We start from the raw sequence: 1,869 nt of genomic DNA, 5'->3' as shown, positions 1-1,869 counted from the left end.
CGGCTGGCTTGGCAGGCTCAGCCGCAACTGGTCCAGCAACATCCGGTGCTCCGGCTCGGGCTGCGTGTAGCGCGACAAGGTCAGCTCGCGGCCATCGGTGGTGGGCAGGTGCACGTCCACCATCTGCAAGGTCTTGAACTTGTCGAGCACCTCGCGCGGCGTGGTGCCGCCGGCCAGCGTCCTGAGCTTGGCCTTCAACGTGACCTGCAGGCAGTAGGCCAGGAAGGCCACGAAGATGTGCGCCTCGATGCGCTGTTCGGTCTTGTGGAAGATCGGCCGGATCGCCAGGTCGTGCTTGATCTCCTTGAAGGCCTGCTCGACCTCGGTGAGCTGGATGTAGAAGGTCCACAACTGCGCCGGGTCGTGTGCGCCAAGGTTGGTGCGCAGCAGATAGCGGCCCTCTCTTCGACGCACCTGGCGCAGCTTGTCGCGGTCCAGGCTGAACTCCAGGCTCGCCGTCGTCGCGGCCTGTTTGGGGCACGTGACCTTCACCACAGCGGATGCCCGCCCGGCGTCGTGCTTGGCCGCACCGAGCTTCATCAGCAGCTGGTCGCGTGTGAGGGCCTGGCCCTGCAGCGCCTTCAGGCGTTCGACGTAGCGGCGCAGCCGCTTCCTGCGCATGCCGCGCTCCTTGTCGATGCGCGCGTCGCTTTGCGCGAGCACATACACGTCTTCCTCGGTGGCCAGTCGCTTGACCTGCACGCCCTCGCGCACCCGCGCCCAGGGCTGGGCAAGGAAGGACTGCTCCAGCTTGGTCAGCCGCCCCTTGGGCGTGCCCACCAGGTAACTCGCGCCGATGCTTCGCATCTTGGCCAGGCTGTCCTCGGTGGGGATGCCGCGGTCCATCACCCAGATGCGGTTGGCCCGGCCATAGCGCTGTGCGATGCGGTCGAGGAAGCCGCTCAAGGTGGTGGAGTCGGCGGTGTCCCCGCTCATGACCTCGTAGCTCAGCGGGAAGCCCTCGGGCGTGACGATCAGCGCGATGACCACCTGGCGGCAGTCGCCTCGCTTGTCGCGGCTGTAGCCGAACTGGCGCAGGTCCTCGCGCCCGCGGTCTTCGTCGGTCTCGAAGTAGGTGCTGGTCAGGTCGTACAGCAGCACGTCGAACTTCGCACCGAAGAGTTCGCCCCAGCGCCGCACGAGGAACTTGAAGAGCGCGTCCTTGTGCTCGAGCAGCCGGTCCAGGCAGCGGTACAGCGTGTTCTTCTCGGCCAGCGCGAAGTCCGAATCGAGCAGGTCGGCCATCGCGCTGGCGTCGAACCAATGGCGGTGCAGCCGCCATTCGGAGCCCGGATCGATGAGCCGGTAGGTCACCAGCGTCTTGAGCACCTTCAGCCACGGCGTGCTGCCTTGCGCACGCGCGAACCTCGGGCGCCAGAAGCTGTCGAGTTCGAGTTGCTGCCACAGCTGCAGGGCCAGCCAGCACGCACCCCACTGGCGGGGCCGCTGCAGGCGCAGCTCGCTCAAGCGCACGCCGATCGCATCGACGTCGTCCACCGGCATCGAGCCGGCGGGGAACAGCGCCACTTGGCGCCGCGTGCCGGCGTCTTGCAGCTCGATGGTCTTGCGCCACGCCTCGCGCTGGCTGGCGTTGATCTCGCCCAGGTACAGCACTTGGCGCTGCACCACACGACCATCGCTGCAGCGGCGGTTCTCCACCACGCTCCAGTAATCGTGGCTCTTGCCGTCCTTCTTGCGTCGGTTGCAGCGCAGGAACATGGCCGCAAATTTAGGCACCCCACGCATCGCGCGCAAGGACCAAGGTCTCCACTACACGCCTCGTCGCCTCGCGCTCCTTGCAGATCAACGACTTGCGCTGCAGGCAACGCTCAACTCACAGGTTATCCACGGAAAAGTGAGAAAGACGGG

General features: G+C 66.4%; 1 protein-coding gene. It reads right to left on the bottom strand.

What is annotated here, in order from left to right:
* Window positions 1–1,719 (bottom strand): IS1634 family transposase (locus tag VMP31_RS03220; protein WP_422662546.1); only part of this gene is annotated, 1,719 nt, incomplete at its 3' end.
* Window positions 1,720–1,869 lie beyond the last annotated feature (150 nt).

It is taken from the genome of Pseudomonas sp. (assembly GCF_035512415.1).
Classification (GTDB): domain Bacteria; phylum Pseudomonadota; class Gammaproteobacteria; order Pseudomonadales; family Pseudomonadaceae; genus Aquipseudomonas.
This window is presented reverse-complemented; position numbering and strand designations above follow the sequence as displayed.